The 24,709-nt window shown below is 65.8% G+C and carries 20 protein-coding genes and 1 pseudogene; 11 read left to right on the forward strand and 10 right to left on the reverse strand.

Features of this window, described 5'->3' with window-relative positions; genetic code table 11:
* Positions 1-50: 50 nt before the first annotated feature.
* Entirely contained in the window at positions 51-413 is a 363-nt protein-coding gene (locus RZ1_RS26850) for a MerR family transcriptional regulator (protein WP_238071985.1), read from the reverse strand.
* A 197-nt stretch (positions 414-610) separates the two neighbouring features.
* Here RZ1_RS26850 and RZ1_RS26855 point away from each other — a divergent pair, with 197 nt between their 5' ends.
* Complete coding sequence (locus RZ1_RS26855) at positions 611-2,149, forward strand: SulP family inorganic anion transporter (protein WP_072815689.1); 1,539 nt, start codon at positions 611-613, stop codon at positions 2,147-2,149.
* Between the two features lie 20 nt (positions 2,150-2,169).
* On the opposite strand, the gene RZ1_RS26860 is transcribed toward RZ1_RS26855, so the two are convergent.
* Positions 2,170-3,375, reverse strand: a complete 1,206-nt coding sequence (locus RZ1_RS26860) for a glycosyltransferase family 87 protein (RefSeq protein ID WP_072815715.1) — start codon at positions 3,373-3,375, stop codon at positions 2,170-2,172.
* Positions 3,376-3,542: 167 nt separating this feature from the next.
* Between RZ1_RS26860 and RZ1_RS26865 the strand changes: the two genes are divergently transcribed.
* Complete coding sequence (locus RZ1_RS26865) at positions 3,543-3,953, forward strand: MerR family transcriptional regulator (protein ID WP_072815716.1); 411 nt, start codon at positions 3,543-3,545, stop codon at positions 3,951-3,953.
* Between the two features lie 11 nt (positions 3,954-3,964).
* On the opposite strand, the gene RZ1_RS26870 is transcribed toward RZ1_RS26865, so the two are convergent.
* Positions 3,965-4,435, reverse strand: coding sequence for a pyridoxamine 5'-phosphate oxidase family protein (locus tag RZ1_RS26870; protein WP_072815691.1), 471 nt, complete (start codon positions 4,433-4,435; stop codon positions 3,965-3,967).
* Positions 4,436-4,485: 50 nt separating this feature from the next.
* Complete coding sequence (locus RZ1_RS26875) at positions 4,486-4,911, reverse strand: pyridoxamine 5'-phosphate oxidase family protein (protein ID WP_072815692.1); 426 nt, start codon at positions 4,909-4,911, stop codon at positions 4,486-4,488.
* A 391-nt stretch (positions 4,912-5,302) separates the two neighbouring features.
* Between RZ1_RS26875 and RZ1_RS26880 the strand changes: the two genes are divergently transcribed.
* Positions 5,303-6,811, forward strand: coding sequence for a SulP family inorganic anion transporter (locus tag RZ1_RS26880; RefSeq protein ID WP_244899394.1), 1,509 nt, complete (start codon positions 5,303-5,305; stop codon positions 6,809-6,811).
* A 127-nt stretch (positions 6,812-6,938) separates the two neighbouring features.
* Positions 6,939-8,198, forward strand: a complete 1,260-nt coding sequence (locus RZ1_RS26885; protein WP_072815718.1) for a class I SAM-dependent methyltransferase — start codon at positions 6,939-6,941, stop codon at positions 8,196-8,198.
* Between the two features lie 70 nt (positions 8,199-8,268).
* Here the strand turns inward: RZ1_RS26885 and RZ1_RS30745 are convergent, their stop codons facing one another.
* Complete coding sequence (locus tag RZ1_RS30745; RefSeq protein ID WP_169918137.1) at positions 8,269-9,018, reverse strand: FkbM family methyltransferase; 750 nt, start codon at positions 9,016-9,018, stop codon at positions 8,269-8,271.
* Between the two features lie 495 nt (positions 9,019-9,513).
* Between RZ1_RS30745 and RZ1_RS26895 the strand changes: the two genes are divergently transcribed.
* From RZ1_RS26895 to RZ1_RS26910, 4 genes and pseudogenes are all read left to right on the forward strand, one after another.
* Positions 9,514-10,809 (forward strand): MFS transporter, encoded by a 1,296-nt coding sequence (locus RZ1_RS26895; protein ID WP_244899393.1) that lies wholly within the window; start codon positions 9,514-9,516, stop codon positions 10,807-10,809.
* An 84-nt stretch (positions 10,810-10,893) separates the two neighbouring features.
* Positions 10,894-11,088, forward strand: a pseudogene (locus tag RZ1_RS26900) (peptide chain release factor 3); the annotation flags it as partial.
* Positions 11,089-11,297: 209 nt separating this feature from the next.
* Positions 11,298-12,299, forward strand: a complete 1,002-nt coding sequence (locus RZ1_RS26905; RefSeq protein ID WP_072815695.1) for a hypothetical protein — start codon at positions 11,298-11,300, stop codon at positions 12,297-12,299.
* A gap of 90 nt (positions 12,300-12,389) precedes the next feature.
* A complete protein-coding gene (locus tag RZ1_RS26910) occupies positions 12,390-14,015 on the forward strand; it encodes a peptide chain release factor 3 (protein ID WP_072815722.1) in 1,626 nt (541 codons plus the stop codon).
* Positions 14,016-14,283: 268 nt separating this feature from the next.
* Here RZ1_RS26910 and RZ1_RS26915 read toward each other — a convergent pair whose 3' ends face one another.
* Complete coding sequence (locus RZ1_RS26915) at positions 14,284-16,386, reverse strand: HelD family protein (protein WP_072815697.1); 2,103 nt, start codon at positions 16,384-16,386, stop codon at positions 14,284-14,286.
* Positions 16,387-17,624: 1,238 nt separating this feature from the next.
* On the opposite strand from RZ1_RS26915, the gene nhaA reads away from it, so the two are divergent.
* The gene (gene nhaA / locus RZ1_RS26925; protein ID WP_072815700.1) at positions 17,625-18,929 is read left to right on the forward strand and encodes a Na+/H+ antiporter NhaA; all 1,305 of its coding nucleotides are present in this window, start codon (positions 17,625-17,627) and stop codon (positions 18,927-18,929) included.
* 77 nt (positions 18,930-19,006) lie between these two features.
* Positions 19,007-19,984: a class II fructose-bisphosphatase gene (gene glpX, locus RZ1_RS26930; protein WP_083583940.1), complete on the forward strand. Its 978-nt coding sequence runs from the start codon at positions 19,007-19,009 to the stop codon at positions 19,982-19,984.
* 264 nt (positions 19,985-20,248) lie between these two features.
* Here glpX and RZ1_RS26935 read toward each other — a convergent pair whose 3' ends face one another.
* Together RZ1_RS26935 and RZ1_RS26940 are read right to left on the reverse strand one after the other, a co-directional pair.
* Positions 20,249-21,154: a DUF8370 family protein gene (locus RZ1_RS26935; RefSeq protein WP_139282004.1), complete on the reverse strand. Its 906-nt coding sequence runs from the start codon at positions 21,152-21,154 to the stop codon at positions 20,249-20,251.
* Between the two features lie 160 nt (positions 21,155-21,314).
* Positions 21,315-21,731, reverse strand: coding sequence for a hypothetical protein (locus tag RZ1_RS26940; protein ID WP_139282005.1), 417 nt, complete (start codon positions 21,729-21,731; stop codon positions 21,315-21,317).
* Positions 21,732-22,250: 519 nt separating this feature from the next.
* Here RZ1_RS26940 and RZ1_RS26945 point away from each other — a divergent pair.
* Positions 22,251-22,847 (forward strand): recombinase family protein, encoded by a 597-nt coding sequence (locus RZ1_RS26945; protein ID WP_072815705.1) that lies wholly within the window; start codon positions 22,251-22,253, stop codon positions 22,845-22,847.
* A gap of 75 nt (positions 22,848-22,922) precedes the next feature.
* On the opposite strand, the gene RZ1_RS31705 is transcribed toward RZ1_RS26945, so the two are convergent.
* The gene (locus RZ1_RS31705; RefSeq protein ID WP_255163193.1) at positions 22,923-23,045 is read right to left on the reverse strand and encodes a hypothetical protein; all 123 of its coding nucleotides are present in this window, start codon (positions 23,043-23,045) and stop codon (positions 22,923-22,925) included.
* Positions 23,046-23,313: 268 nt separating this feature from the next.
* Positions 23,314-24,618: a hypothetical protein gene (locus RZ1_RS26950; RefSeq protein WP_139282006.1), complete on the reverse strand. Its 1,305-nt coding sequence runs from the start codon at positions 24,616-24,618 to the stop codon at positions 23,314-23,316.
* Positions 24,619-24,709: the final 91 nt, after the last annotated feature.

The raw sequence follows: 24,709 nt of genomic DNA on the forward strand, positions 1-24,709 counted from the left end.
AAGGTGGTGGACAGCGGCGGCGCGCAGGGCAGCCGAGGGGGCAGGCCGGGTCAGAACTGGTCGAGGAAGCAGCGGCTGCGGTCGAGCCGGTCCTGCATCGTCGCCAGTCGGTCGCGGGCGGGGGCAAGCAGTTCGATCAGTTCGGCCCCGGTGGTCCCGTCGCGGCGGTGCCGCTCGAGGGCATCGGCGATGCGGCGGATCTGTTCGAGCGGGAGCCCGAGGAACTTGAGCGATCCGATGTCGGCGATCCGTTCGAGGTCGCGATCGGTGTAGAGGCGAAATCCTCCCTCGGAGCGGGCACTTGGAGTGGCCAACCCGATCTCGTCGTAGTGCCGCAAGGTTTGCAGCGAGACCTGGGCCCGCTCGGCCACCTCGCCGATCTGCATCATGGTGCGTTCCTTCATGTAGTGCATCGCGTGGCATTCCTCGAGTTCGACGGCGTCCGCGGTGGGAGCCGCGCCGATTCGCTCCCTACCCTCCGGTGAGAGTAGGGTACCTCCGGTGTGGGACGGCCCAGGTCGATGCCGACGGGTGGTCGAACCCCTTGCCGCATCCGCCCCGAGTTCGTCGCGGGCCACCTCGTGTCCGCATTCCGAAGGAGACACCACCGATGGATCCGACCGTGGGCACTGCCCCGACCGTGCGCGAGGCCGGTGACCCGAGCACGTCGGTGCTCGCCGCCCTGCGCTCCCCCAGGCGCCTGAAAACCGAAATCCTCGCCGGTCTCGTCGTCGCACTGGCGTTGATCCCGGAGGCGATCTCGTTCTCCATCATCGCCGGAGTCGACCCCCGGGTCGGGCTGTTCGCTTCGTTCACCATGGCCGTGACCATCTCCATCGTCGGTGGTCGCCCGGCGATGATCTCCGCCGCGACCGCCGCGATCGCCCTGGTCATCGCCCCCGTCGCCCAGCAGCACGGGCTGGGCTACTTCATCGCCACCGTCATTCTCGCGGGCATCTTCCAGGTGGTGCTCTCGGTGCTCGGGGTGGCCAAGCTGATGCGGTTCATTCCGCGCAGCGTGATGGTCGGTTTCGTCAACGCCCTGGCCATCTTGATCTTCACCGCGCAATTGCCGCACCTGATCGACGTGCCGTTGCTCGTCTACCCGCTGGTCGCCGTCGGGCTGGCGGTGATGTTCTTCCTGCCGAAGGTCTCCTCGATCGTCCCGGCACCGCTGGTGGCGATTGTGCTGCTCACCGGCGCGGTGCTCGTCTTCGGCTGGGACATCCCGAATGTCGGCGACGAAGGTGAGCTCCCCGAATCGTTGCCGGCACTGTTCTTCCCGGACGTGCCGTGGACCATGGAAACCTTGTCGATCATCGCGCCGTATGCCCTGGCGATGGCGCTGGTGGGTCTGCTCGAGTCGCTGATGACCGCCAAGCTCGTCGACGACATCACCGACACCCACTCCAACAAGACCCGCGAAGGCTGGGGTCAGGGTGTGGCGAATCTGGTCACCGGGTTCTTCGGTGGCATGGGCGGCTGCGCGATGATCGGCCAGACCATGATCAACGTCAAGGTCTCCGGTGCACGGACCCGCATCTCCACGTTCCTGGCGGGGGTGTTCCTGCTCGTCTTGGTGGTCGGTCTCGGCGACATCGTCGCCTTGATCCCCATGGCCGCCCTCGTCGCGGTGATGATCATGGTTGCGGTCGCCACCCTGGATTGGCACAGCATCCGCCCTCGCACCCTGAAGTTGATGCCACGCAGCGAAACCCTCGTCATGCTGGTGACCGTGGCGGCCACCGTGATCACTCACAACCTCGCCGTCGGCGTGATCCTGGGCGTGGTCACCGCGATGGTGCTCTTCGCCCGCCGGGTCGCCCACATGATCACCATCGAGAAGATCGGCGACGCCGACACCGACCGTGACGGGGCAATCGATACCCGCGTGTACAAGGTGCACGGCGAGCTGTTCTTCGCCTCGAGCAACGATCTGGTCTATCAGTTCGACTACGTCGACGACCCGCAGAACGTGGTCATCGACCTGACCGGTGCCGACATCTGGGACGCCTCGACCGTGGCCACCCTCGATTCGATCCAGCGCAAATACGCAGCCAAGGGCAAGCACGTCGAGATCATCGGCCTCGACGGGGCGAGCCTCGAGCGCCTCGACCGGCTCTCGGGTCAGCTCGGCGACGGGCACTGACCGGCACCCGGCCGGGGCGCTCACGCGGCGCTCCCGGCCGGTACCGGGGACATCGGCGCCGCGGCGGCCACGCGAGTACGGGTGCGGGCGGCCAGGACCGCGGCGACCAGCAACACCAGCGCCACGAGCACCTGCGCGTTGCCCAGCAGTTGGCGCACCACCACCTCGGCGCCCCCGGCGCCCGGTTCGGGCAGCCACGTGTGCGGACCGAGTAGGAAGATCACTGCCGCGACCGCCAACAGCGGGCGCCAGCTGCGGTACTGCGGTGCCACCAGCAGCGGGATCAGCAGCACGCTGTAGGCCCAGTGGTGGGTCACCGCGAACGGTACGGCGAGCAGCACCGCGAGCGCGACGACGGCGACGGCGGCCACGTGTTCTCCGGCACGGCTGAACCGGTATCCGGCCCAGGCCGCGGCCGCGATGATCACGGCGGCGGCGGCCAGCCACAGTGCATCTTTGACCGCTCCGTCGGCGCCGAGCCGGGCCAGCAGCCCGGTGACCGCCTGGTTGCGGGAAAATGCGTGTCCGCCGGCCCGTTCGGTGTTGAAGAACTCCGTGGCCCAGAAGTACACCGAGTCTTTCGGTGCCACCGCGAATCCGATACCGGCGGCAGCGAGGAAGGCGCCGGCGGCGCGGGCGGCCGAAGGCAGGTCGCGGCGCAGCAGCAGCACCAGCCCGAACGCGGCGGGGGTGAGTTTGATCGCGGCGGCGATCCCGATCCCGACTCCCCGCAGGCGGCGGGGCATCGCGCCGAGCAGGTCGGCGAGGACCAACGCCATGAGCACGAGATTGATCTGCCCGAAGGCGAAATTCGAGCGTACCGGTTCGAGCAGCAGCATCGGGCCCATCAGTGCGGCGGCGGTCCACGCCGGGCCAGGGACCGCCAGGCGGGTCAGGATCAGGCGTGCGCACCACCACAGCAGAGCCAGGTTGAACGCGCTCCACACCACCTGCAGCACGGTCGGGTCGAGTGCGGCCATGGGGAGGAACAGCACCGCGGCGAACGGTGGGTAGATGAACCGGAATCCGGAGCTGGACGGGAAATCCTCCGAATACAACGGCAGAGCGGCGGTCAGGGCGTAGCCGGCGTCGCGGAACACCGACAGGTCCATCAGATAACCGGTGACGGCGTGAATCAGATATCCCACGGTCACCGCGAGCGAGACCACGGTGCCGGCAACCAGGGCCGCCGTGCGCCACCGTGCACAGACGGGGCCTGCGGTCACCACGGTGCTCCGTCGCGGAAGGCGGGGTCGCGGAAGGGACGCGTTCGGGTGAATCGGACACTCTCCTCGTACGTGAGCGTAGTTTGGCGGGAAGGGCGGTCGGTGCGGTCGTCGACCGCGAGGGGGTCGCTAGAGTGGGACGACCACATGCGGGAGGAGAAGTGCAGATGCGCGACAGTGGCGAACACATGCAGATCGGGGAGGTCGCCCAGCGGACCGAGCTGTCGATCCGCACGGTCCGCCATTACGACGACGTGGGGCTGGTGACCCCGTCGGCGCGCAGCGCCGGAGGGTTCCGCCTCTACACCGAGACCGATGTGCAGCGGCTGCTGGTGATCCGCCGGATGAAGCCGCTGGGGTTCACGCTGGCGGAAATGAAAGAACTGCTCGAGGCCCTCGAGGTGCTCGACGACCCCGGCGCCGACGCGCAGGCCCAGGCGGCGGCGACCGAGGCCGTGCATCGCTGCCATGCCCGCGCCGAGGACAGCTGTGAGCGGCTGCGCCGGCATCTGGCGTACGCGCAGGAACTGACCGGGATGCTGGCCGAGCACGCCGAGGCGCCGACGTCGCGAGCCTGACGGGGCCGCGATCACCATTCGGTGCCCGCGGTGCGCGGCGCAGCGGAAGTCCTGCTACGCGCCAGGTGTACCAATTGTTCGACGGCGCCGGGAGCGCGCCAGAAACGGGCCTCGGTGACGGTGACCTCGAGGATCGCGATCTGCTCGTGCAGGTAGGCGTCTTCCGGGAGCCACAGCGCCAGATCCGTAGTCCACAGCCGGGCCACCAGATCCGGGTCGGTGCGCACCGCAGCGGCGCCCGCCAGTGACACCCATGCCTTGCCGGTAACGAAGGCGATATTGACCGCGGCGACAGAGCGCACGTGGGCCACCACCCGAGATCGGGCGGGTGCGGCGAACCACAGCATGTCGGTGAACTCGTCGCCGAGAGTGAGCATGGGGCGGCTGACCAGTCGGTAGTGCTCGTCGACGGTGGTCAGGACACCGACACGGAACGAGCGCACCAGATCGCGTACCTGGTCGGCGGTGGCCAGGGTGGGCACGGCATTCCTCTCGAAGGTCGGTGACACAGGGATCGGGGCAGGGCGCCCCGTCAGCCGACGTGCCAGCGGGTCTCGGCGACGGCGCCGGGGCTGTTCCACAGCCGGGCTTCGTGGATGGTGACCTCGATGAGGGCTACCTGAGCTGCGCCGTGGGGGAACCACGGGGCGAGTCGGTCGTGCCAGGCGCGTTCGACCGTGGCGCGGTCGGTGGTGAAGTCGGCCGTACCCGACAGTGACACCGACCGGGTGAGCGAGGCGAACGAGACATTGACCGCGGCGCGGGCGGCGATGTGGGTGATCGCCCGCGAGTTTGCGGGTGCGAACAGGTGCAGGGTTCCCTGCGATTGCAGGTCGTTGTCGATCTGCAGTGTCATCGGGCGGCTGATCAGCCGGTAATGATCGTCGATGGTCGTGAGCATCACGGTTTCGACGCAGGCGAGCAGGCTGTGCAGGCTGCGGACGTTGTCTTTGACCACGGCAGTGGCTCCTCTCGGGCTGGGCTCGCGCCTGTGGGCGCGGCCGTTCCGGTGGGCCGGGAGAATCTCCCGGCTGCACACGCCCCGCGGCGCTGCGCGCATCGAGGAGGGTGCCCTGACCCCCAAACCCTACCATCACGTGAGGGTACAGTTCAGTGAGTCGTAGATCACCACAAAGTCACCTTGGCGCGAGAGCCGGGCATACTCTACCGTTTCGTAAGAGTAGGTTTCGCGGAGGTTCTCCGCCCCGGTCCCGGGCCCGGTCTTCCACTCCCGGAATGTTCCCCGGCGCATCGACGCGCCCCTCGATTTTCCTTCGGGCACCGCCGTGCCCACCGAGCACGAACGGAGACACCGCGTGGCTCATCACGCCCACGACCCCGCACCCCCGATCCGCGAGGTCGAACACACCCCCCCGACAGTGCTCACAGCCCTGCGCTCGCCCCGCCGCCTCAAGACCGAGGTTCTCGCAGGCCTGGTCGTCGCCCTGGCGCTGATCCCCGAGGCGATCGCGTTCTCGATCATCGCCGGCGTCGACCCCCGAGTCGGACTGTTCGCCTCGTTCGTCATGGCCGTCACGATCGCCTTCCTCGGCGGCCGCCCGGCCATGATCACCGCCGCCACCGGCGCCATCGCCCTGGTCATCGCCCCGGTCGCACGCGAGTACGGCCTCGACTACTTCATCGCCACCGTCATCCTCGCCGGCATCATCCAGGTCGCCTTCGGTGTACTGGGGGTGGCCAAACTGATGCGATTCATTCCCCGCAGCGTCATGGTCGGCTTCGTCAACGCCTTGGCCATCTTGATCTTCACCTCCCAGTTCCCACACCTGATCGGGGTGCCGTGGCTGGTCTACCCGCTGGTCGCCGTCGGGCTGGCGGTGATGTTCCTGCTCCCGAAGCTCACCACCGCGATCCCCGCCCCGCTGGTGGCGATCGTGCTGCTCACCGCCGCCACGGTGGTCTTCGCGCTGAACGTGCCCACTGTCGGCGACGAGGGCGAGCTGCCGCAGTCCCTGCCCTCGCTGTTCATTCCCGACGTGCCGCTCACCTTCGAGACCTTGTCGATCATCGCCCCCTACGCCTTGGCCATGGCGCTGGTCGGCCTGCTCGAATCGCTCCTGACCGCCAAACTCGTCGACGACATCACCGACACCCACTCCAACAAGACCCGCGAAGGCTGGGCCCAGGGCACAGCGAACATCATCACCGGCTTCTTCGGTGGCATGGGCGGCTGCGCGATGGTCGGCCAGACCATGATCAACGTCAAGGCCTCCGGAGCGCGGACCCGCATCTCCACCTTCCTGGCCGGGGTGTTCCTGCTCATCCTGGTGGTCGGCCTCGGCGACATCGTCGCCCTGATCCCGATGGCGGCCCTGGCTGCGGTGATGATCGTGGTCTCGATCGGGACCATGGACTGGCACAGCCTCCACCCCCGGACACTGAAGTTGATGCCGCGCAGCGAAACTGTGGTCATGGCCGCGACCGTGGTGGTCACCGTCGCCACCCACAACCTCGCCTACGGCGTGATCGTCGGTGTACTCACCGCGATGGTGGCCTTCGCACGCCGCGTCGCCCACCTGACCAACGTCGAGAAAGTGTCCGAGGCCGACACCAACCGCGACGGTCAGGTCGACACCCGCGTCTACCGCGTCACCGGCGAGTTGTTCTTCGCCTCGTCCAACGACCTGGTCTACCAGTTCGACTACGTCGACGATCCGGCCAACGTGGTCATCGACCTCACCGCAGCCGACATCTGGGACGCCTCCACCGTGGCCACCCTCGACGCGATCCGCGCCAAGTACGAGGCCAAAGGCAAACATGTCGAGATCATCGGCCTCGACGGCGCCAGCCTCGAACGCCTCGACCGCCTGTCCGGGGAACTGGCCGGCGCGCACTGAGCACCCGCGCCGTCCTCACGCCCCCTACCTCGGATCGAACGGAGATCCTTCACCCGTGTCCTCCCACAACCCTTCCCACGCCGGAACCTCTCCCCCTGCCGCCCCAGCAGGGGCCGGGGCGGGGGCCCTGGCGCCGGTGGTGGCCGCGTTCCTCGGCGACAACCAGCACATCCGCGTCACCGCCTACGACGGCAGCGCCGCCGGCCCCGACCACGCGCACTACGGGCTGCACCTGGCCAATGCCCGCGCTGTAGCGCAGCTGTTGTACGCGCCGGGCGAGCTGGGGCTGGCCCGCGCCTATGTCGCCGGCGACCTCGAAGTGGTCGGCGTGCACCCGGCCGACCCCTATCCACTGCTGGCGCACCTGCTCACCGATCTGCGGGTCCGCATACCGGCACCCCGAGCACTGGTGCAGGCCCTGCGGACCATCGGAGCGCAGAACCTGCGGCCCGCCGCGCCGCCGCCGCAGGAACACCGGCCGCGGTGGCGGCGCCTGGCCGCCGGGCTGGTGCACTCCCGCTTTCGCGACGCGGAAGCGATCGAGCGGCACTACGACGTGTCCAACACCTTCTACCGCCAGGTTCTCGGCCCGTCGATGACGTACACCTGCGCGGTATTCCCCACCCCGGACGCCACCCTCGACGACGCCCAGGACAACAAGCACCGGCTGGTGTTCGACAAACTCGGCCTCGAACCGGGACAGCGACTGCTCGATATCGGCTGCGGCTGGGGTGCGATGGTGCTCTACGCCGCCCGCCGCGGCGTGCACGCACTCGGGGTCACCCTCTCCCATGAGCAAGCCCAGTGGGCCCAGAAAGCCATCGCCGAGCAGGGGCTCGGACATCTGGTCGAGGTCCGCTACTGCGATTACCGCGACGTGACCGACCGCGGATTCGATGCCATCTCCTCGATCGGGATGGCCGAACATGTCGGGGTGCGTCACCTGCCGGACTACTTCACGTTCCTGGGACGGGCGCTGCGGCCGGGTGGGCGGCTGCTCAACCACTGCATCACCCGCCCGAACAACACCGGCCGGACTCGCGCCGGGGCGTTCATCGACCGCTACGTCTTTCCCGACGGAGAACTGACCGGCGCCGGACGACTGATCGCGGCTGCCCAGGACACCGGCCTCGAGGTCCAGCACGAGGAGAATCTGCGCGAGCACTACGCGCTGACCCTGCGCTCATGGGGCGCGAATCTGACCGAGAACTGGGATGCTGCGGTCGCCGAGGTCGGCGAGCCCACCGCCCGAGTGTGGGGGCTGTACATGGCCGGCTCGCGACTGGGCTTCGAACGCAACCTCGTCCAGCTGCACCAGGTGCTCGCCGTCAAACCGGACGACAACGGAGGGGCAGCGGTGCCGCTGCGGCCCTGGTGGCGCCCTTGACACCCACCCCGCACCGGGCGACTCGAACCCCGGCACTCGATCTGGATCTGCAGGGTTCGTTCATAGCCTTCTAGCGTGGGAGCACGGGCGGTGGCCGAAGTCTTTTCGGCTCGCCCGCCGGGATGAACAGGTAGTTGCGGTGCCCGGTCCGCAGATCGGTCACCGCGTGCCACTGCTCGTCCCCCCACACGTGCATGCGGTAGTTCCGGGCGTGGAGGAAATCGAGAATCTCGGTGGCTCGTCGTCCGTAGCGGGCCAGGTGGCGCTCCTCGATTTCGAGCATGATGGTCGGCCGGTCTGCCAGGGTGGCTTCGGCACCTGTCAGCACCGCCAGTTCCGCGCCTTCGACATCGGCCTTGACGAACCCGACCCGCCGCAGACCATGCCGGGACCGTAGGTGATCGAGGGTGTGGAGCGTGACGGTGTGCACGTGCGCAGAACGGAATTCGCTGTTCGATCCCGCATTGAGCGAGCCGTCGACCACATAGGAACGGCCGTGAACCGGAAGCCACCCTCGGCGCGGGACGGAGATCTCGCCTATCCCGCCTCGTGCACCGACGGCTACCTGCGCCACTGTCACTGTGCGGGCACCGAGTGCGCCCGCGGATGCGCGCAGCCACCGTGCGGGACCGGCCAGGGGCTCGACCGCGACCACCCGTCCGTGTGGCCCGACCAGACGCGCCAGGGAAAACGTGTAGAGCCCGTACTCGGCACCGACGTCGATGCACGCGTCTCCTTCTCGCACCACCTGGGCGAGTCCGCGGATCTCCGGTTCGATCCACGACATCGCCCGAGCGCCGATGGCCAGCAAATCGGCCACCGCGGCCAGCCTGCGTTGGGTATCGGCCCCGGCCGCTCTCGGTGCCGACGCCGTTGCAGAACAAGATTCATCACTGGGGAGATGTCCCGCGTCGGGCTCCGTCTCTGCCGCTGCCCCCATCTCTGGTTCGACGGTGCGGTCGGGGGTCGACGTTCTCTCGGCAGTCACACGTGCAACACTACCCGTACGTAAGTGTGGAGTTGGTGGGTGAGTGCGGGTGGTGCCGCCGCTCCGGCCGGTCTCCGCCTTCGCGAACGAGTGCAGGCCCGCGACAAGTGACCGTCTCTTCGGCGGCACCGACTTGCATGCGGCGACCTGCGCGATCCTCGCTGGAACTGTGCCAAGGACATCATCTGTGACCGAACCACGACCACGAGCGCGACCGGGTGTCCCGCCTGCCCCGGGTAACAACACGTGCCCCGGCCTCGGATCCATCCGGCCCCTCGGCGCGGCTGCGGCCGTCCGCGACCGCGGGTGTGGCCGTCGCGGAGCACCGTGATCGGCACCGGACCCGCCGATGCGGCGAGCCGGCCGCAGCGGCCGGGGGCCGGAGCCGTGATCGCCTATGGCGCCGTGCTGTCGGTGATGACCGCGCCGGGACAGACCGCGGCGATCTCGGTGTTCACCGACCCGCTACTCGACGCGCTGGGCATCACCCGCACCCAGCTCTCCCTCAGCTATCTGGTCGGCACCCTCACCGGGGCGGCGGTTCTGCCGTGGATAGGCCGGGCCTTGGACCGTTACGGGGTGCGCCTGGTGCTGGCGGTGATCGGCGTGGTGTTCGGCGCGGTACTTATGGCGCTCAGTGCGGTCGGCGAGCTGGTGGGGCTGACCGCCGGGTTCGTCGGGATCCGCATGGCCGGACAGGGAGCTTTGGGCTTGGCCGCGACCACACTGGTCGCCGTGCATGTCACCCGCCGTCGCGGACTGGCCCTGGGGCTCACCGCCGCAGTCGGCTCGGCCGGAATTTCGCTGGCTCCGGTCCTGCTCGAGCGGCTCGTCGCCGCCCATGGGATCGTGGCCGTCTGGCGCCTGGAAGCACTGGCGGTGTGGGCGGTGGTGCTGCCGGTCGCGGTGGTCGGGCTGCGCCGGCTTCCCGCCACCTCCGCGGCGGCCACCGACCCGGGCGCGGGTCCGCAGCCGCGCCCGGCCTCGGACCCGGACCTGGAAGCCGCGGAATCGAACGTCGCAATATCGGCTACGGCACCGGTGCAGCCGAGATGGACGGTGCGCGCCGCCGCGGGGACCGCGATGTTCTGGGCGCTGACGGCCGCGCTGGCCACCAGCGGCATGCTCACCACGGCGGTGAACTTCCATCAGATCTCGGTACTCGGCGCGCAGGGCCTGAGTCCGACCGAGGCGGCGGCGAATTTCGTGGCCCAGACCGTCGCCGCCCTGGTGGCGACCCTGCTCGCCGGGGCACTGGCCGATGTGGTGGCGCCGAAGTGGTCGGTGGTGGTCTCGATGCTGCTGCTCGCCGGGGCGCTGGCCGCCGTGGGGCACATCGGACCGGGGTTCTCCGCAGTTCTCTTCGGCGCCGCCTTGGGCGCGGCGACAGGTGCGGTGCGCGGCCTCGAAGCCGCCGCCTATCCCCGCTACTTCGGCACCGCGCACATCGGCGGCATCCGCGGTCTGGCCACCATGTTCGGGGTCGGCTCGACTGCGTTCGGGCCGGTGGCGCTCTCGCTCGGACGGGATCTGACCGGTTCCTACACTCCGACCCTGCTCGCGCTCGCTGTTCTGCCGGTGGCCGTGGCGGGTTTCGCCGCCCTGGCTCCCGCTCCGCAGTAGCGCCGGCCTGCTCCCACACCCCGAAATTCTCCATTCACGTCACAGTAGAGTTGGGATGTTGCAGCCCAGCCCGCACACGAAGAGGTGGTTATCGTTACCTCCACACACACGCACGATGCGGCCCCGACCGCCATCAGGCGACGGGGCTTCGCGGTGATCAGCCACCCCGGCACCGAACAGTCCACTCGCACCGAAGCACTCGCTCTGCACGCGAAGGTCGTCGCCGAAGCCGGGGCCGTACACGGCAACGCAGGACGGCGCAGCACCGCCTCGGGCTGGACGGTGAGGAAACAGCGCGCGGACCGGCGTGGCGCGGGTGATCTGCAGGTCGACTCCTCACCGGGGCTGCGCCAAGGACATCAACTGTGACTGAATCACGCGCACGACCGAGTCCGGATGCGCCGCCTGCACCGAGTGGCGACAGGCGCTTCCCGCCCACCGAGCGTTCCGGCCCGAGATGGAGCAGTCGCCTCGGCGGTGCTGCGATTGTGGTCGCCATCGCCTGCTGGGTGCTCTGGCGCACCGGTCCGGCGATCATGCCGAATCTCGAGTTGTTCGAGCCGGTCGCCGCCGACTGGCCACTGAGTTCCGTCGAACCTGCGTTCGGATACTCGTTGCGTGTTCCGCTCGGGCCGATGGCGTATCAACTGGTGCCGCAGCCCGGCCCGAAAGCCTATGTGATTCTCCACGCGGTGTGCCTGCTCACCGCCGCAGCTCTGCTGACGGGGTGGCTGGCACGACGACTCGGCCTCCGTCGTGCTCTGATCGCATACTGCGTTCTGGCGCTGGCACCGATCACTGCGGTGCTACTGAATTGGATCGGGATGTACGACGCCTTCTCGATCCTGGCGTTCGTGGTACTGATGATGTCCCTGGATCGAGGGCCACGGGTCCAGTTCGCCGCCGCCGCTCTTGTCGGCTTCCAGAACTTCGAACAGTCCCTGGTGGCTCTGGTCATCGTCCTGCTCGTGCCCACTCTCGCCCGCAGCGTCGGCATGACTCCGCGAGCAGTGCCGCTGCTGGCCGGGATCCTCGCCGGCAAGGCGGTTCTCGAAACCTTCCTCTCGGCGGTCGGCGCCGTGTCGGGTTCGCGTCTGCTGTTTCTCGCCACGGATGACAAGGCCCGCGAGATACTTACCGGCGTCGCGTCCGTTGCCCCGATCATCTTGTGGTCGGCCTTGGGCGGACTGTGGCTCTACGCTGTCCCCGCCGTGCAGGCCGCGCTCCGACAGTGGAGCCGGGCACAGCTGGCCATGGCGGCGGCCGCCGCCTTCATCTGGTTCGGTAGCGGCATCATCTCCGAAGATCAGACCCGCGTGTTGGCCATGACGTCGTTTCCGGCGGTCGTACTTGCGGCGATACACATCGCGCTGCGCTACCGCGACCTGCCGGAATTCGTCCGCACACCCCAGGCATGGGGACTGATCCTGGCTCCGCCGCTGGTGCTCTGGCACGCTGCGCCGCTGCCCATGGGTGTGACCATCGGATAACCGCTTCCGGCCTTGCGGGCTACACCACACCCCTCCACTCTTCCATTACGTAAGAGTAGCCTTGGGGTGTTCCTCCGATACGCGAAGAGGTTGGTTACGGTTACTTCCACAGACATCCATAATGCGGCCTTGACCGCCGAGCAGGCGGCGAGGCGGCGCACTTTTGCGGTGATCAGCCATCCTGACGCTGGAAAGTCCACTCTTACCGAAGCGCTTGCTCTGCATGCGAAGGTCATCGCCGAAGCCGGGGCCGTGCACGGTAAGGCCGGTCGACGCAGCACCGTCTCGGACTGGATGGAGATGGAAAAGGCCCGCGGTATCTCCATCACGTCCACCGCACTGCAGTTCGGTTACCGCGCCCCCGACGGCACCGACTGTGTGATCAATCTGCTCGACACCCCCGGCCACGCCGACTTCTCCGAAGACACCTACCGGGTGCTCACCGCGGTCGACTGCGCGGTGATGCTCATCGACGCCGCCAAAGGCCTCGAACCCCAGACCCTCAAACTGTTTCAGGTGTGCCGCCACCGCGGCATCCCGGTGATCACCGTGATCAACAAATGGGACCGGCCCGGACGCGACCCGCTCGAGCTGATGGACGAGATCGGCACCCGCATCGGGCTGAGCCCGACCCCGCTGACCTGGCCGGTGGGCATCGCCGGAGACTTCAAAGGGGTCCTCGACCGCCGCACCGGGCAGTTCGTGCGGTTCACCCGCACCCCCGGCGGAGCGAGCATCGCCCCGGAAGAACACCTCTCGCCCGAACAGGCCGCCGCTCGATACCCCGACGACTGGACCACCGCAGTCGAAGAATCCGCGCTGCTCAGCACCGACGGCGCCGACCACGATCAGCAACTGTTCCTGGCCGGGATCACCACCCCGGTGCTGTTCGCCTCCGCCGTGCTCAACTTCGGCGTCAATCAGCTGCTCGACGTGCTCGTCCACCTCGCTCCCGCCCCGACCGCCCGGCCCGACCTCGACGAGACACCCCGCGCTGTCGACGCTCCGTTCAGCGCATTCGTGTTCAAGGTCCAGGCCGGGATGGACGCCGCCCACCGCGATCGGCTCGCCTATGCCCGGGTCTGCTCGGGCTCGTTCCGCCGCGGCGAGGTCCTGATTCATGCCGCGACCGGCAAACCGTTCACCACCAAGTACGCCCAGTCGGTGTTCGGCCAGCAACGCACCACCATGGACACCGCATGGCCGGGTGATGTGATCGGGTTGGTCAACGCCACCGCCCTGCGTGTCGGCGACACCCTCTACCTCGACGAGCCGGTCACCTACCCGCCGATCCCCAGCTTCGCGCCCGAGCACTTCGCCGTCGCCCGCGCCGGCGACGCCGGCAAACACAAACAGTTCCGCCGCGGCATCACCCAGCTCGAACAAGAAGGGGTGGTGCAGATCCTGCGCTCGAACCTGCGGGGCGATGGCGCCCCGGTCCTCGCCGCCGTCGGGCCGATGCAGTTCGAGGTCGCTGCACACCGGATGGCCGCCGAACTCGGCTGCCCCATCGACCTCGAACCTCTGTCCTACAGCCTGGCCCGTCGCACGGTGGCGGCCGATGTGGAGTTCCTCGATGCCCAGCGCGGGGTCGAGGTCCTCACCCGGACCGACGGCGCCCTGCTCGCGTTGTTCACCGACCGGTGGCGCCTCGACGCCATCGCGCGGGAGTACCCCGATATCCACCTCGAGCCCCTGGTCGCCGCCGCGGACTGAGCGGGCACCAACGCCCCGCTAATCTACACTTACGTAAGTGTTAGTCTGGGGCTGCTCCGCCTCGGTGCGGAGCGTCGAGGCCGACCACCGCCGGCCCCCTGGGGCGGTGGTCACGGGCTTCGCCGGGTACGACGCGCAACGCCGCCTGGCGGGGCCCTCCACAGGATCGGCGCGACAGGGCACGACACGACTGTGCGGGCCGTTCGGATCCCGCGTGCGACGTCCCTACGCCGTTGCGCCCCCGCCCGACGCTACGGATGCTCCTCGGTCAGCCCACCGAGACGATCGCAGAGTCCGCGTCCTCGGCGAACGCGAGAATCGGTGACAGGGCACCGTTGTGGGTCAGATACAGCTCGTGCATCGCCCGGGTGCAGGCGATATAGAGCATGCGCCGGTCCATCTCAGTGGCGTAGTTCTCCTCGTCCACGTGCGGAACGATCACCGTGTCGAACTCGAGCCCCTTGGCCAGGTGCGCCGAGGTCACCACAATGCCGTCGGTCAAGGCCGTGCTGTCGTAATCGAGCAGCGTCAGCTCGACTCCTGCCTGCGACAACCCATGATGGAGCGCCTCGGCGTGGGCGACGGTCTTGGACACGATGCCCAGGGAATGATGCGCGCTGCGCCGGTGCTGCTCGATCAACGACAGAATCTCGGTGTGTTCGTCCTGCCGGTCCGGGCAGGCGATGATCTGTGGCGCCGGTCCGCTGCGGGCGACGGGCTCGAGCTTGTCGTTGCGTGAGATGTTCTGGGCGAACTCGGTGATCTCGCCGGTGGAGCGGTAACTCTTGCACAGCTCCAGGCAGTCGGCTTCCGGGAAGATGCTGCGGATGATCGGCAACGAGGAGGAGCTGAACGGATTGACCGACTGGTTGGCATCGCCCAAGATCGTCATCTTGCAGGGGAACAGCGTGCGCAACACCGCGTACTGGATGGGGGTGTAGTCCTGCATCTCGTCGACGATCAGATGCCGGATGTGACCGTAGTAGTCCTGATGGTCGGTGCCGATCATGGTGTAGATCAGCGGGAACACATCGGCGTACTCGATCTTCCTGCGGCCGAGCGGGGTGAACATTTTCCGCCGCGCAGGATCGCGGTAGAACGCCGTGTACATCGCGAACGCGTCCTTGTACGCGAACATGGCACGGACCTGTTTACGGACACTGGTCGCGTCGGCGGCGGTCCACGTGCCGCCGCCCTCGCGCACAGTCTGTTTGAGCTGATGGACGGCCATATTCGCCACCCGGTCGAGCCGGGCGAAGATCGGCAGCGTCGGCAACTCGTCGAAAATGCCGGCCACCCACTCGGCCGGCAGTCGCCGATACTTCCGGCTGACCTCGGCCGGGGTGAAGTCCTCCCGGGTGCGCGAGGCGATCCACTCGTCGAGGTCGGCGACGAACGCGGGCGTCGCCTTGTAGCGCATCCGCTCGGTCGCTGCATCGTCGACGCCGTCGAGCAACGCGGTCACCTGATCGCTGAACGTCTCGAAGTCGGTGACCTTGGCGAGGAACCGGGCGGCGATCGTACCGAAATCGATCTCGGCGATCTGTTCTTCACCCAACTCGGGCAGCACGTTGGCGATGTAGTCGCCGAACACTTTGTTCGGCGACAGGATCATGACGTTGTCCGACGAGATGCTGTCTTTGAACCGGTAGAGCAGAAACGCCACCCGGTGCAGGGCGATCGAGGTCTTTCCCGAGCCCGCCACCCCCTGCAGGATCAGGACCTGGGCGGTCTCGTTGCGAATCACCGCGTTCTGTTCCCGTTGGATAGTCGCCACGATGTTCTTCATCTTCGTATCCGTGGAGCGACCGAGCTCGCGCTGCAGAACATCGTCACCGATATTGAGTGAGCTGTCGAACATGTACTCGAGGTGCCCACGCTGGATCTTGTACTGGCGCTTACCCGTGATCTCACCCTCGACGGCCCCGGCAGGAGCGTCGAAGAACGCAGCCCCCGTCTCGAAGTCGTAGTAGAGACCGGACACCGGGGCCCGCCAGTCGTGGATCAGGATCTCCTGGGTCTCCGGGACCATGAAATTGTGCACGCCGATGTAATAGGGCCTGGTGCCGACATCACCTCTCGCGTAAAAATCCACGCGCCCGAAGTACGGGGAGTCGAGTAGTCGGCGCAGGCGCTCGCGCGTGACCATCGCGCGCTGGCCCAAAGCGACGGAGATATCCACCGCGGTACGGAAATCGGCCTTCTCGGCGAAGTCCATGTCACGCCGGTTCTCCCACAGGTGCTCCTTGCGCTCCTGGATGGTCTGGGTGGACTTGTCGATGGAGTCGGTCAGACGCTCGAGTTCGAGGTTGAGCCGCTGCCGCACCTCGGTCAGATAGCGGCGCTCGTGTGCTTCGTCTCGGATCTGCATGTTCGACAATGCTGTCTCCCGTCCACTTCCGCAGAAATTATCTACTCTAACGTAAGGGTAGATTATCCCGCAGCCTGCCCGCACGCCTGGGCGCCCGACTCCGCAATCGCCGGCGCGAACAGGAGAGGCGGACGCGCCGGTGGCGCGGGGCGGCAAGTCCCCGCCGGCTGTTTCACGCTCGATTCTTGGACCGAACAGCCGCGCCGCGCCGCGCCGCAATGCGCACACGGCCGACCTTTCGCGGGGAAGCACCCACCCACCTCATACCCTTACGTAACTGTAGAGTCGAGGGGCAGGGTCCAGGCTCACCATGGACCGTAACGCCGTGGGAACCGACTACGTGGATCCCACACACGCTCCACCCACAGGAAGTCGATCTCCAGACCTTCCTGATACCGACGACAGAAAGAAGAAAACTCTGTGAGTGCCCCCGCCGGCAACGGGCCGACTGTCCCTGCGACGGAACGAGGTTGCCCCCGTCCGTTGAGTGCTGCACTGCGCGTGTCCAGGATATCGAAGCATCTGATTCTCATCGGCCTGACAGTCACACTGGCGGTGACCATCAGAAACATACTCGATCCACACCAACGCCGCGGTCGATCCGACGGGGGGATTGTTCGCCTCTCCCATGACGCCCGTGACGATCTCCATCGGGGCCGTTGGCCCGGTCAAGGGTTCTGCGCCGACTGCGGCAATTCCACCCCCGGAACGTGAATTCGTTTATCGATACCACTCATGTCCACACGGTTGGTGAAGGCCAGTCGAACGATACGAACAGCGACATCGTGCCTGGAGAACACGCAGGCAGAACACTTCGGGGACGCGACAAGCCGGCGTAGGAGGCAAGCCGATAGGAGCGACAGCATGCAGACCCGGCCGCCGAGCTTCCGTGCCGGACCGCGGATCCCCAATCCACCGGCGCCCGCACCCGCGTGCCCTGGCAGGCATGTTCTCCGATCGGAACTCGGCTTCGAAGAGAACCATCGTCCCGGAGGAACAAACGGGTACACCACCTCCTGGGGCACCAACGCGCACGGCAAGCTCGCCGGCTGCCCACCGTCTCGGCCCTGAGCCACACCCCGACCCGAGACCTTCGACCGGCACCCATGTCGCGATGAAGGGTCTTCGGCGCTGGTAGTGGCGTGCGCAGGTATAGGAACCGCCGCCACGGCGGTTCGCCGTCACCGACCTCTGCTGCCTCCGGCGCCTGAGGGTTCGGATCGCCAGGAAGTGCCCCGATGACCACACCGTTTTCTCGTCTACCCCTGCTCTCACCCGGATCGTGGCCCGAAGCCCGACGCATCACCACGATCCTGCGCAAGGAAACCGTCGGCGGAATCTTGCTACTCCTCGCTGCGGCGCTCGCGCTGATCTGGGCCAATACCCCCTGGTCCGAGGCGTACCACTCGCTGCGCGAGGTTACCGTCGGCCCGGCTGCACTGCACCTGGACCTGCCGCTGTCGGTCTGGGCGGCAGACGGGTTGCTGGCAGTGTTCTTCTTCGTCGTCGGCCTCGAACTCAAACGCGAATTCGTCGCCGGCGACCTCCGCGATCCGCACCGCGCTGCACTCCCGATCACGGCTGCGATCGGCGGCATGGCGGTGCCAACGCTGGTGTTCGTCCTGATCAACTGGCGCACCGGGGACGGCGCACTGAACGGCTGGGCCATTCCCACCGCCACCGATATCGCCTTCGCGGTAGCGATCCTTGCAGTGGTCAGCTCCCACCTACCCCTGGCCTTGCGCACCTTCTTGCTCACTTTGGCCGTGGTCGACGATCTGCTCGCCGTAACCGTCATCGCGGTGTTCTACACCGACGACCTGAACTTCGCCTACCTCGCACTGGCGCTCCTGCCGCTGGCCGCGTTCGGATTTGCGGTGCAGAAGCGGGTCCGCTCGTGGTGGATCCTGATTCCCCTGGCGGCAGTGACCTGGTGGTTGGTCCACGAATCCGGGGTGCACGCCACCGTCGCCGGGGTGTTGCTGGGCTTCACCGTCCCGGTCGTGCGCAGTGCCGCCGCCGGTGGCCCGGACGCCGGTCCGGGCCTGGCGGAACATTTCGAGCACCGCATCCGTCCCTTCTCCGCCGGCGTGGCTGTGCCGGTGTTCGCGTTCTTCGCTGCTGGAGTGACCATCGGTGGTCTGAGCGGTTTCCTCGACACCCTGGGCGATCCCGTCGCGCTGGGTATCGTCGCCGGACTCGTGATCGGGAAGGTGGTCGGCATCACCGGTGCCAGCTATCTGACTGCGAAATTCACCAAGGCCCGTCTCGACGACGGACTGACCTGGCTCGATCTCGCCGCAGTGGCACTGCTCGGCGGCATCGGATTCACCGTCTCCCTGCTCATCGGAGAACTTGCCTTCGCCGGTGACCCGCTGCGCAGCGACCACGTCAAGATCGGCGTGCTGGCCAGCACCATCATCGCGGCCATGCTTGCCGCGATCGCGCTGCGCATCCGCAACCGCGCCCACCGCGTCCTGGCCGAACGCGAAACCCGCGACGACGACCACGATGGCATTCCCGACATCTATCAGCACCCTTGACCTCGAGCCTCACCGGCAGACAGGCACCCCGAGTTTCCGTGAGCTATCGAAACCCACTTCCGAGGAGAACACCTGTCATGAGTCCCACCGCAGCCCCGGCCGAACAGCGCCCGGACCGTAATCTCGCCCTGGAATTGGTCCGCGTCACCGAAGCCGGCGCCCTGGCCTCCGGGCGGTGGGTCGGCCGCGGCGACAAGGAAGGCGGCGACGGTGCCGCTGTCGATGCGATGCGCGCGATGCTGGCCACCGTGGCTATGCGCGGTGTCGTGGTCATCGGTGAAGGCGAGAAGGACGAAGCGCCGATGCTGTTCAACGGCGAGCAGGTCGGCGACGGTACTGGACCGGAGTGCGACTTCGCGGTCGACCCGGTCGAAGGCACCACCCTCATGGCTACCGGCGCACCCAATGCCCTCAGCGTCGTCGCGGTCGCCGAACGCGGCGCCATGTTCGATCCCACCTCGGTGTTCTACATGGACAAAATCGCCGTCGGTCCGGCTGCGGCCGACGTCGTCGACATCACCGCCCCAGCGGCCGAGAACATCACCCGGGTCGCCGCCGCACTGGGCAGCGCGGTGGCGGATCTGACTGTGGCCGTGCTCGACCGGCCGCGGCACGCCGAGCTGGTCGAACAGATCCGCAGTACCGGCGCACAGATCCGGCTGCTGCCCGATGGGGACGTCGCCGCCGCGATCGCGGCTTCCCGTCCCGGTTCGGGGATCGAGGTGGCCATGGGGGTCGGTGGTACTCCCGAAGGTATTCTCGCCGCGGCCGCCCTGCGGTGTCTCGGTGGGGCGATCCAAGCCCGCCTGGCCCCGCGCAACGACACCGAACGCGCACAGGTGCACGCTGCTGGGCACGACCCGGACCGGGTCCTGCACACCATGGATCTGGTGGGTGGAACCAACGTGTTCTTCGCCGCCACCGGCATCACCGATGGGGCCTTGCTGCGTGGAGTGCGTTACTTCGGGGGGAGCCGGGCCGGTACTCAGTCGATTGTGATGCGCAGCAAGTCCGGCACCGTCAGGGTGGTCGATGCCGAGCACACTCTTAGGTGACCACCAATAAGGACTCTGGGATCGTCGATGACCCGAACAATTGATGCGATGAGCATGACAATCCGCGTTGCATTCCGAGCTGATCCAGAGGGTGGCCACCGTCAGCATCGAAGCGATGGGTCACCGGCGCGATCGGGCTGCTCGGATCGAAACGATGAGATCAACGATTCACTCACGATTGACTGAAAGCTGCGTGATTCGCCAATGTCGGCTTGGCCTTAGCAAAGTGTCGCGGCGGGCTGTTGGCCCGCCGCGACACCAGTCCTACGCGATATGCCGACCGTCGTCGTGCGGTGTCCACTTCATGTCGACGAACTGCTTGAACTCCGCGATGAGATCGTTGTTGTTCTCATGCGCCCGACGAGTGACATCGAGATTGGTGACTCGGCCGCGTCCAAGCCCCGGAACAGTTTTCAACCGATCCTTCGGAATCTTGAGCAGCTTGCCCGTGCTCAGTGGTACCGCCCGCTCGAGCTGGGCATAACCCAGTACCTTCGTCTCGTAGTAGCGAGAGGCGGACATCAGCAGATTCTGACGCGCCCAACCCTGGGGAACGAGAAGTAGAGGTTTGTCAGCCGCAACTGGAAGCTCGAACGCCTTGACGACCCAGCCGCGAGTGGAAGAATCCCAAGCCTGGCACCCGAACGTCTCTACCCGATGCCCACCCGACGTGAACTCCGGGTACTGATCCACCGTGTAGGACGTGAACTCAGCCAGCGCATCGAAAATGATACGCGTCGTGATGTCCGATGTGATGTCCTTGTCGATGCCCTCTATGAAGAGTGGCAACTCCTCGATCTCTTTGAAAAGACCAAGCACGATGAAGGCCTTGAGGTCTTCATTGAGTGACCTCCAGATCCAAGATCCGACTTCGCTAGCGCCGCCATGGCCGCTGAATCCACTCTTTGCAAGACCCAACCGAGTTTCCCATGGCTCGGGAAACTGCTGAAGAAGCCACAGTCCACGCCGGACGTCTCCCCGAGCGACACAATCGAGGACTTCCTCGAAGAACGTCTCGGTGCACTCATTCGCCTTGACCGCGAAGGGATCCGCTCGCTGGTGGAGTCGAATGGCCCGCGGATCAAGAAACCACTTGTTGTCGACAGTGACATCGACATCCAGGAACGGTACGGAACCAGTAATCCCGTACACGCTGGTGATAGGAGCCATCAGGCCCTCCTCATCAGGTAATTGGCCCGAGGATGAGGAGTAGAGACACGCGTCCCTAGGGGACTCCGCTACGCTGGAGAAGACTTGCACAGTCATCAACCGCGTCCTCGGACCGGTTACTGGCCTGATCCCGTTGGCGCGGGACCAGGCCAGAAGTCATTTAAGAGTCGCCGCCCTCCGAATGATCATCCGTAGTGCGCTTCGAGCGGTTCCCCACAATTTCTACGCTCGGACCCTTGAGATCTATGCAAAGCATTCCGTCTTGCTCGTATGGCTTGTATCGGCGGCTGATGGTCGTATCGATGTCATAGAACTGTGTAAACGCAGTGGCCGACATGATGACCTGCCCTGTGTCCTTACGCGCCGACTGAGGCCGAACCGTGTATGCGTGCGGTTGATCGGATTCACGCAGAGCAACGACCTGGTTGTCCTTGTCGAACAGGAGCTCCACCGACGCAGGCTCTCCAATGAGCTTGTGTGCGGCCTTGTTGATGGAGAAGATTCCACGCTTCTGAATGGTCACACTGGGGGCTTTCGCCAGTGGAGCCATCCTCTTGTCGAACACTTCGAATCCCATTGCTCCTCCTAACCTTGGATTGAGTGTACCAAACGGGATGCAACAACTCCCTCGTTGAACGTCTGGTTGAAGTCCTGATGAAGTTTGTCATCGCAATTTCGAGGTTACGTGACCGTAGGTTGGAGGATTTCGGTGGCTGGGGCGATGGAGCTCGTCTTCCTGTATCGGCGCCGCCTGTCCGGTCGCTCGACCCGCGACATCGATGGGATGTTCACGGAACGGGGGGCGAAAGGGCTTCTAAGTCCGCCAAGGCGCCGAGCAAAGCATCGGACACTCGGTTCTGAATAGAACTCATATCAGTTCTAGCTCTTTTCATCTTCTGCTTGCGCGTTCCGGTCGAGTTCATGGCAACGGTTCCTGCGGCGAGAAGGTGTCCTGTAAGGCGATCCTCAAACAGCACACCCCGAAACGGTCCGGCACTCGATTGTGTCCTGCGGAAGACGGCCATCCGACCGTCCTGTTTAACCGTCCTGCATGTCGGTCTCGTATAGCTGACCCAAACAGCACTATCGTCGCCTCATGGACGGAATCCTGATCGGCTATGCCCGATGCAGCACCGCGGGCCAAGATCTGCGAGCGCAACGCACAGCCCTCAAACGCCTCGGAGTCCCCGATGAGCGGATCTACACCGACAAGGGCTACACCGGCCGCAACCGACACCGGCCCGGCCTGCGCGAAGCACTCGCCGCCTGCCGCGAAGGCGACACCCTCGTCGTCACCAAACTCGACCGCCTCGGCCGCTCCGCCGTTGACCTCCGGGCAATCGCCGACGAACTCGAAGCCAAAGGCACCCGCCTGAGCATCGGCGGCTCCGTCCACGACCCGACCGATCCCACCGGCAAACTCTTCTTCGGCATGTTGTCGCTGATGGCCGAGTTTGAATCCGACCTCATCCGCGCCCGCACCCGCGAAGGCATGGCCGAAGCGAAGAAGGCCGGCCGCCTCAAAGGCAAGCAACCGAAGCTGTCCGCCTTGCAGCGCAAACGCCTGCTCGCCGACTACGAATCCGGCGAGTACACCGCCAGCCAGCTCTGCGAGATCAGCGGCCTGTCGCGTTCCGCGATGTACGCCACCCTGCGCCGAGCCCGAGAAGAAGCTGCACTCTCCCGCACCTGAGCGTCCAGGACGCCCGGCCCGCAAGCCGCCACGGCACTACTCGCGGGCCGAGGGAACCCGACCCGCGAGCCGATCTCACCGATCGCCGTCGCCCACCGTCTCCTCTCTCAATGCCGCCCTGACGCTTCGGGCCGTCATCTTGACCACTTCCCACACAGCAACGAACCCGACCGCATATTGCACCAGATAGATCAACATGCCCCGCAGCATGGATTACGGGTTCTCCACCCTGCGCTGACCAGCACTTCTGACGGCGACGTGCAGCAAGAGCTCAGGTCGAAGTCGTCGCCGAAGCGAAGGCCGGCGGACTCAAGGCAAGCAGCCGAAGCTGTCCACCTTGCAGCGCAAACGCCTGCTCGCCGACTACGAATCCGGCGAGTTCACTGCCGGCCAGCTCTGCGAGATCAGCGGACTCCCGCTTCTGCGATGGACGCACGCTACGGCGTGCACAAGAAGAATTAGCGGTCTAATCCGATTTCATCCATTCGATCACTTCGTCGCGCGCCGACTGAGCAACGAGCAGCGAGCCCTCACCTTCTGCCTCGCCTTCCACATTCGTCGCTGTGGCGCGCCAAGAATATCGAATTTTCTCCGCCCCGGCATGGTTAAAAGGAATCATCAAGACGACCGCGGGTTCCGTCTCGAAGGGCTTCTTTTGTTTGCGTAGATCAGGAACTCGAACAGTGAGGATAACATCGTCTCCATCTGCGTCCCATGATGAGAACAGCGGCGGAGGATTGTAGACCGGAAAATCCTGAACGTGCCCGCCAAATACGACGCCAAGACTCCGGGGTTTCTGCAGTGGAGTCCAAACGTCGGTGAACGCATCCTCGGAAGGGTCGAGTCCTCGTACCCCAGAGAAAACGATCTCTACCTCCAGATCCTTGAGGATCTTGCTGGTGGAAAGTTCGACCACTATGGGTAGCCCGGCCGCCGCTGCGATCTTGTCGTCGAATGAAGGCAAGTTTGCGCGCGTGCGGGTGGCCCATTGCTTAATTTCGTCGACCGACAATACCGATGAGGTCGAGTTAACGGAGGCGAAACTCCGGGCGATCATGTCATTGGCCGAAAATTTCTCTTCTTGTTCCGCCGACGACTTCAACTCATGGTCGATAAGTACCTCGATAAGTTCAGGGAGGTCTGGATAGTGCCAAACCTGATTTGCGTCGAGGGAGACGTCGAGATCCACTTTTTGGGCAGAGCGGGCGGGAGTTGGCTGAACCGAATCTTTCCTCGCCTTTAACTCTCGAGCGTCCTGCCACAGCGTTGTCTCGACCTTATCAATCAAGGATTCGGAAGACTTATATGTGTGATATAGCCCGCTTGTATTGTCGTGGAAAGTCTCTCGATACGTTTTGAGGTCATTCCACTCTGTCATCTTCTCTGAACTGTTGGCGATGGCTATCGGGAGGCTGTCGCCCTCCCAAAAGAACATGTGCGCCATCCCGGTCTCACGCCGGGCTTCAGCCTCTTCGACGGTGCCCGAATATTCGTTTCGGGGGGTCGGCGTGCCGAGGCGGTACTTGAACAACGCAAGGATCACATCCGCATGATCGGTGATCTGCTCGTTGATGATCGCCTGACCATCCACGCCCGCGCGTAGGACCGGGACCGTATTGGTCGAATGGTGCTGGGGGACGAATACGACGCCCATGTCCTTGGCATGACTGCTGTTCCACTTCGCGATGGTGGCCTTGACTGCTTCAACTTCTTCGGCAGTGTCGCCAGGACCCGAAATCATCACAAGTGCAGCTATCGCCTGGAACGTCATGGGCATAGTGAATCACCCGACGTCGACTGCCTCGGTAACTGTCTCGGTTCGGGGTGTCGATGTCGAGGGGTGTCCTGTTCCCGGGGGGGGG

The sequence above is a fragment of the Rhodococcus zopfii NBRC 100606 = JCM 9919 genome, from assembly GCF_001895025.1.
Classification (GTDB): Bacteria; Actinomycetota; Actinomycetes; order Mycobacteriales; family Mycobacteriaceae; genus Rhodococcus; species Rhodococcus zopfii.

What these genes read in the sequence shown, in the direction of transcription:
- RZ1_RS26850 (WP_238071985.1), bottom strand. Translation starts at nt 413, where the DNA reads ATGCACTACATGAAGGAACGCACCATGATGCAGATCGGCGAGGTGGCC.
- RZ1_RS26855 (WP_072815689.1), top strand. Translation starts at nt 611, where the DNA reads ATGGATCCGACCGTGGGCACTGCCCCGACCGTGCGCGAGGCCGGTGAC.
- RZ1_RS26865 (WP_072815716.1), top strand. Translation starts at nt 3,543, where the DNA reads ATGCGCGACAGTGGCGAACACATGCAGATCGGGGAGGTCGCCCAGCGG.
- RZ1_RS26915 (WP_072815697.1), bottom strand. Translation starts at nt 16,386, where the DNA reads ATGCAGATCCGAGACGAAGCACACGAGCGCCGCTATCTGACCGAGGTG.
- nhaA (WP_072815700.1), top strand. Translation starts at nt 17,625, where the DNA reads ATGACCACACCGTTTTCTCGTCTACCCCTGCTCTCACCCGGATCGTGG.
- glpX (WP_083583940.1), top strand. Translation starts at nt 19,007, where the DNA reads ATGAGTCCCACCGCAGCCCCGGCCGAACAGCGCCCGGACCGTAATCTC.
- RZ1_RS26935 (WP_139282004.1), bottom strand. Translation starts at nt 21,154, where the DNA reads ATGGCTCCTATCACCAGCGTGTACGGGATTACTGGTTCCGTACCGTTC.
- RZ1_RS26940 (WP_139282005.1), bottom strand. Translation starts at nt 21,731, where the DNA reads ATGGGATTCGAAGTGTTCGACAAGAGGATGGCTCCACTGGCGAAAGCC.
- RZ1_RS26945 (WP_072815705.1), top strand. Translation starts at nt 22,251, where the DNA reads ATGGACGGAATCCTGATCGGCTATGCCCGATGCAGCACCGCGGGCCAA.
- RZ1_RS31705 (WP_255163193.1), bottom strand. Translation starts at nt 23,045, where the DNA reads ATGTTGATCTATCTGGTGCAATATGCGGTCGGGTTCGTTGCTGTGTGG.
- RZ1_RS26950 (WP_139282006.1), bottom strand. Translation starts at nt 24,618, where the DNA reads ATGACGTTCCAGGCGATAGCTGCACTTGTGATGATTTCGGGTCCTGGC.